Source organism: Streptomyces sp. MMG1533, from assembly GCF_001279775.1.
In the GTDB taxonomy this organism is placed as follows: Bacteria; Actinomycetota; Actinomycetes; order Streptomycetales; family Streptomycetaceae; genus Streptomyces.
Genome location: NZ_LGDG01000069.1, coordinates 1 through 6,127 on the forward strand (window position 1 = coordinate 1; position 6,127 = coordinate 6,127).

Here is a 6,127-nt window from a genome sequence, read left to right on the forward strand (position 1 = left end):
CCCCCCATCCCCCTGACTGTCGGTCTACCCGACCTCCTATGGGAGCGCTTCCATGCCTGAGTCCGAAACGCCGGCGACCCCGGTGACCTTTCCTCCCGCCTTTCTCTGGGGCGCCGCGACCTCCGCCTACCAGATCGAGGGGGCGGTGCGGGAGGACGGCCGTACGCCCTCCATCTGGGACACCTTCAGCCATACGCCGGGCAAGACGGCCGGCGGCGAGACCGGTGACATCGCTGTCGACCACTACCACCGCTACCGCGACGACGTGGCGTTGATGGCGGAGCTGGGCCTGACCGCGTACCGCTTCTCGGTCTCCTGGTCGCGGGTGCAGCCGACGGGCCGGGGCCCGGCGGTCCAGCGCGGCCTGGACTTCTACCGCCGCCTGGTGGACGAGTTGCTCTCCGTGGGGATCAAGCCGGCCGTCACCCTCTACCACTGGGATCTCCCCCAGGAGCTGGAGGACGCGGGCGGCTGGCCCGAGCGCGACACGGCGTACCGCTTCGCCGAGTACGCGCAGATCGTCGGCGAGGCGCTCGGCGACCGGGTGGAGCAGTGGATCACGCTCAACGAGCCGTGGTGCAGCGCCTTCCTGGGCTACGGCTCCGGCGTGCACGCCCCCGGCCGTACGGACGCGGCGGCCTCGTTGAAGGCCGCGCACCACCTGAACCTGGCGCACGGCCTGGGTACGACCGCCCTGCGTGCCGCGATGCCGGCCCGCAACTCGGTGGCGGTCAGCCTCAACTCCTCGGTCGTCAGGCCGCTTTCGCAGGATCCGGCGGACCTGGCGGCGGTGCAGAAGATCGACGACCTGGCCAACGGCGTCTTCCACGGTCCGATGCTGCACGGCGCGTACCCGGAGACGCTGTACGCCGCCACGGAGCTGATCACGGACTGGTCGTACGTCCAGGACGGCGACCTCACGGCCATCAACCAGCCGCTGGACGCGCTGGGCCTCAACTACTACACGCCCGCGCTGGTCGCGGCGACGGACCCGCACGCGAGCGGCCCGCGCGCCGACGGCCACGGCGCCAGCTCCTTCTCCCCCTGGCCGGGCGCGGACGACATCGCCTTCCACCAGACGCCGGGCGAGCGCACGGAGATGGGCTGGACGATCGACCCGACGGGCCTGCACGACCTGATCATGCGCTACACCCGCGAGGCTCCCGGCCTGCCGATCTACATCACCGAGAACGGCGCGGCCTACGACGACAAGCCCGACCCCGAGGGGCGCGTGCACGACCCGGAGCGGGTCTCGTACCTCCACGGCCACCTCTCCGCGGTCCGCCGCGCCATCTCGGACGGCGCGGACGTCCGGGGCTACTACCTGTGGTCCCTGATGGACAACTTCGAGTGGGCGTACGGCTACGGCAAGCGGTTCGGGGCGGTGTACGTGGACTACTCGACGCTGGAGCGGACGCCGAAGTCGAGCGCCCTGTGGTACGGCCAGGCCGCGCGGACGGGGACACTCCCGCCGGTGACGTCGCAGGACCTGCCGCCACTGGCGGCAACGGACTAACACCCTGGGGGATGCGGGGGACGGGGCGCGGCGGCCGAGGGGGTGCCGCGCCCCGCGCCGTGTGTCCCGGGCCCGGCTGCGGCCATCGGGTTCAGAGACTGCCGGGGGCTGCCGGCCACTGGGTCGGCTGCCTGATGCCGCGAGTCACCCTCGTGGTCCCGGACTTGGATTTACCGGATCGCCTGCCCGACCTTCTGCCTGGATGCGAGGATCCGTCACGCAGGGTACATCGCGGAGGCCGTCATGACGCAGCACGATCTGTTCATCTCCCACGCCTGGGAGGACAAGGATGGCTTTGTTCGGCCGCTCGCCGAAAGACTTCGAACGCTCGGCATCGATGTCTGGTACGACGAATATGCACTGTCCATGGGCGACAGCCTTTCCGCGTCAATCGACAAAGGGCTGCGCAACTCCAGGTTCGGCGCCGTGATCCTCAGCCCGAGTTTTTTCAAGAAACCGTGGCCGGAGTACGAATTCAGAAGTCTGGTGGCCCTCGAATCCGGGCGGGAGAAGCGGATCCTTCCCATCTGGTACAACGTCACGCGCGACGACGTGCTGTCCTACAGCCCGAACCTCGCGGACAAGCTGGCATACGTGGCCACCGGAGTGGACCCCCTGGACGTGGCGATCGAAGTCATGCGGGTTGCCGCACCGGAGAAGTACTCGGAGCTCGTCAGGGCGATCGAAGCCCGGCGACGCGCGGAAGAGAACGTCACCAAAGTCGACATCAAGGATCTGACCCTCGGCCACCTCCGCGAACCGCTCGACCAGACACAGCTGCGGCGGATCCGGCTCATCCACGAGGCCCTGATCGAGGTATTCCCCTGCACATGGGAAGAGATCTCGGGGAACTTCCAGCGAGATTCTCTCGCAGGCCGTGACAAAGAGATCATGATCTGGGAGAACATCGCAGGAACATTCCTGAGTGTTCGACGACAGTTCCCGTTGTCTCCCGAGGAGGCCAAGCAACTCTTCGGCCACCTCCTCCTCTCCTCCATGCAGGGACCGGTTCCCCTTGAGCCCGACTCCCCGGAGTGGCTCCGAGTCGCATCCGGGGAGTTCCTCAACAGGCTCAAGAACGCGCGCGAATAGCGCTGCGCCGTCGCGGTTCCCGCACCACCGCGACCCCGCCCGCGGGGACCGTGACCGACCCGCCCTCGAGCCGCTTTGCCGTCAGCAGTTCGGTGCCGTCGGGCGCGACCTCGACCTCCGCGTCCCGCTCACCATGGTTGATCAGGAACAGGTAGTCGGCGTTCTCGCCCCGCCGCAGCACCGCCTCCACCCCCTCCGGTGTCACCCGCACCGGCTCCACACCCGCCTCCGTACGGACACGGTCCAGCAGGGCGGCCAGCGTCGACGGATCCGGGAGCGTCGCCACGTACCAGGCCGTGCCCGTGCCGTACGTGCGCCGGGTCACCGCCGGGACACCGGTCAGCGGGCCTGACGTGTACGACGTCACCGCCTCCGCGCCCTCCAGGCGCAGGCGCTCCGACCAGAGGGACGCCGTACCGCCCTCGCTCAGGCCGACCGACTCGCCCGGCAGCAGCGGGAACAGTTCGTCGCTCCGCACGCCCAGCGCCTCGCGGAACGCACCCGGGTAACCCCCCAGCCGCACATGGCAGTTCTCGTCCACGGCCCCGCTGTGGAAGCCGACGGCCAGCGTGCCGCCGGCCTCCGCGAAGCGCGTCAGGTTCGCCGCGCCCTCGTCGTCGACCAGGTAGAGGCTCGGGGCCAGGACCAAGCGGTACGCGGACAGGTCGGCGTCCGGGCGTACGAAGTCCACGGCGACGCCCGACCGCCACAGCGGCTCGTACCAGGAGCGGACCAGATCCGGATAGCGGACCTCCTCGCTCGGCTGGGAGGGGAGTCCCAGGGCCCAGCGGGCGTTCCAGTCCCAGACGATGGCCACGGACGCCGTGCCCGTGCTGCCACGCACCTCGGCCAGCGCCTTCAGGTCGGCGCCGAGTGCGACGACGTCCCGCCAGATGCGGCTGTCCGTCCCGGCGTGCGGCAGCATCGCCGAGTGCCACTGCTCGGCGCCCGCCTTGGCGGCCCGCCACTGGAAGTAGGCGATGCCGTCGGCGCCGTGCGCCACGTGGGCGAGCGCGTTGCGGCGCAACTCCCCTGCCGTCTTCGCCCTGTTGACCGGCTGCCAGTTCACCGCGCCCGTCGAGTGCTCCATCAGCAGCCACGGACGCCCGCCCGCCAGCGACCGCACCAGGTCGCCGCTCAGCGCGATGTCGATCTCCGACTCCGGGTCCATGGACTGGAGGTAGTGGTCGTTCGAGACGATGTCCAGCTCCGGGGCCCAGCGCCAGTAGTCCAGCGCGTCGAAGGCGAACATCACCATGAAGTTGGTGGTGGCGGGCACCTCCGGGGCCGCTTCCCGCAGCACCTCCCGCTCCGCCTTGTACAGCGACAGCAGTTCGTCGCTGCAGAAGCGGCGCCAGTCCAGCCGGTGGGCCGGGTTGGGTACGGCGCCGGTGGCGCGGGGCGGGATGATCTCGTCCCAGTCGTAGTACCACTGGCTCCAGAAGGTGGTGCCCCAGGCGTCGTTCAGTGCCGCCAGGTCGTTCTCGTAGCGCGCCCGCAGCCAGCGCCGGAACGCCTGCGCGCTCACCTCGCAGTAGCACTCCGCGTTGTGGCAGCCGTACTCGTTGTGGACGTGCCACATCACCACGGCCGGGTGATCGGCGTACCGCGCGGCCAGTTCACCCGTGATCCGCAGGGCGGCCTCGCGGTAGGCGGGGCTGCTCGGGCAGAACGTCTGGCGGCTGCCGTACGACAGCCCGCGGCCGTCCCGGTCCACCGGCAGCGCCTGCGGGTGTGCGCGGAAGAACCACGCCGGTGGGGCCGCCGTCGGCGTGGCCAGGTCGGCGGCGATGCCGTTCTCGTGGAGGAGGTCGAGGATCCGGTCCAGACGCGAGAAGTCGTACACGCCCTCGGACGGCTCGAGCAGCGCCCAGGAGAAGATGCCGACGCTGACCATGGTGACGCCGGCCTCACGCATGAGGCGCATGTCCTCGGCCCAGACCTCCTCGGGCCATTGCTCGGGGTTGTAGTCGCCGCCGTAGGCGATGCCGGGGATGCGAAGGCGGCGTTGAGTGCTCACTGGTGGTGCTCCGAGATAGCAGAAACAGGTGGCTTGAGGGAGCGTCAGCCCTTGTCGCTGGAGTGCGAAGTACACGATCAGCGTGGGGATCGCGGTGAGCAGGGCGCCGGCGGCGACCAGGTTGGGGTCGGTGAAGTACTGGCCGGAGAGGTTGTTCAGGGCCGAGGTGATCGGCATGTTCTCGCCGGTGGAGATCAGCACGAGGGCCCAGAAGAAGTCGTTGTAGATCCAGATGGAGAGCAGGGTGGCCAGGGCGGCCATGGCGGGCTTGCACAGCGGCAGCACGATCTGCCAGTACAGGCGCCACACGGAGGCGCCGTCGACCAGGGCGGCCTCGGTCAGCTCGTGGGGGAGGGAGCGCATGTAGTTGCTCAGCACGAAGGTGCAGAAGCCGGACTGGAACGCGACGTGGATGAGGACGAGGCCGAGCGCGGAGTCGTACAGCTTGCCGCTCATCGTGATGCCGGGCAGGTCGATGAGCAGGTACATGCGGTACAGCGGGGTGATGATGACCTGCTGCGGGAGCAGGTTGCCGGCGGTGAAGACCAGCAGCAGGAACAGGTTGACGCGGAAGTCGAAGCGGCTGACGTAGAACGCGACCATCGACGACAACAACAGCGTCACCAGCACGGCCGGCACCGCGATGATCAGCGTGTTGCCGAGGTAGTGCAGCATGTCGGACTGCTCGAACGCGTTGGTGAAGTTGGCGAGGCTCAGCTTGTCCGGCCAGGAGACGTAGCCCTTGGTGCTGGTCTCGGAGTACGGCCGCAGGGCCGCGAACAGCGCCCACAGCAGTGGGGCGAGCCACGACAGTGCCGTGACGACGAGGAAGGTGTGCAGCAGGATCCGGGCGGGGCGGACGGGGGTGCGCTGCTGGGGAGCGCCGGTGACGGTGCTCATGCGCGCCGCTCCTTCCGGAAGGTCGCGATCAGATACGGGATGATCACCGCAAGGGAGATCACCAGCAGGACGACGGCGATCGCGGAGCCGTATCCGATGCGGCTGGACTCGCCGATGATGTTGTTGGTGACGAGGATCGACAGCAGTTCGGTGCCCTGGGCGCCCTTGTTGAAGACGAAGACCAGGTCGAAGGCGCGCAGCGCTTCGATGATCGTGACGACGAGGACGACGGTGTTCGTCGGACGCAGCGTCGGGAAGATGACGTTCTTGAACGTCTGCCACTCGTTCGCGCCGTCCAGTGCGGAGGCCTCCCGCAGGGACGGGTCCACGCCCTTGAGGCCGGCCAGGTAGAGGATCATCATGTAGCCGGTGTGCCGCCAGGAGGCGGCGACCAGGATGGCCCACAGGTTGAGGTTCGGGTCGCCGATCCAGTCGATGTAGTGGCCGGGCTTGTTGGCCCCGATGACGCTGTTGATCAGGCCCGTGTCGGGGTTGTAGATCAGCTGCCAGACGAAGCCGATGACCGCCAGCGACATCACGACCGGCAGGAAGAACGCGGTCTGGTAGACCCGGCTGAAGCGGATCTTCTTGTCCAGCTG

4 protein-coding genes and 1 pseudogene are annotated in these 6,127 nt (G+C 68.7%); 2 read left to right on the forward strand and 3 right to left on the reverse strand.

The genetic code is table 11. From position 1 onward, the window contains the following. The first annotated feature begins 52 nt into the window (after window positions 1-52). Window positions 53-1,516: a GH1 family beta-glucosidase gene (locus ADK57_RS10520; protein WP_053749129.1), complete on the forward strand. Its 1,464-nt coding sequence runs from the start codon at window positions 53-55 to the stop codon at window positions 1,514-1,516. Window positions 1,517-1,759: 243 nt separating this feature from the next. Continuing rightward, the gene (locus ADK57_RS10525; protein WP_053749130.1) at window positions 1,760-2,608 is read left to right on the forward strand and encodes a toll/interleukin-1 receptor domain-containing protein; all 849 of its coding nucleotides are present in this window, start codon (window positions 1,760-1,762) and stop codon (window positions 2,606-2,608) included. Here the strand turns inward: ADK57_RS10525 and ADK57_RS10530 are convergent. From ADK57_RS10530 to ADK57_RS10535, 3 genes and pseudogenes are all read right to left on the reverse strand, one after another. Beyond that, on the reverse strand, window positions 2,589-4,628 hold the full coding sequence (locus ADK57_RS10530; protein WP_053749131.1) for a beta-galactosidase: 2,040 nt from the start codon (window positions 4,626-4,628) through the stop codon (window positions 2,589-2,591). The genes ADK57_RS10525 and ADK57_RS10530 overlap by 20 nt on opposite strands. A gap of 72 nt (window positions 4,629-4,700) precedes the next feature. Next, window positions 4,701-5,528: pseudogene (locus tag ADK57_RS52190) on the reverse strand (carbohydrate ABC transporter permease); the annotation flags it as partial. Next, window positions 5,525-6,127 (reverse strand): carbohydrate ABC transporter permease (locus ADK57_RS10535; protein WP_159050035.1); only part of this gene is annotated, 603 nt, incomplete at its 5' end. The pseudogene ADK57_RS52190 and the gene ADK57_RS10535, both read right to left, overlap by 4 nt.